Genomic DNA, 264 nt, shown 5'->3' on the forward strand with positions numbered 1-264 from the left:
CCGATGCGGACCCCACGAACGAACTCAACACGGCGGTCGGCCTGACGGGCACCTCCATAACGGTGACCGATGCAGGCGGTACCCTGAGCCAGGACCTTGACGGTACCTTTGCCACGGATGCGGAACTTGCCGCGCTGAACACGGACGACGCCGATGCGGACCCCACGAACGAACTGAACACGGCCGTGGGCCTGACGGGCACCTCGATAACGGTGACCGATGCCGGTGGTACCCTGAGCCAGGACCTTGACGGCACCTTTGCCA

The 264-nt window shown here is 64.8% G+C and carries 1 protein-coding gene; it reads left to right on the forward strand.

Features of this window, described 5'->3' with window-relative positions:
- Positions 1–264: hypothetical protein (locus tag GTQ34_RS16665; RefSeq protein ID WP_208103923.1), on the forward strand; the 264-nt coding region annotated here is incomplete at both ends.

It is taken from the genome of Flagellimonas ochracea (genome assembly GCF_009903685.1).
Taxonomy (GTDB): Bacteria; Bacteroidota; Bacteroidia; order Flavobacteriales; family Flavobacteriaceae; genus Flagellimonas; species Flagellimonas ochracea.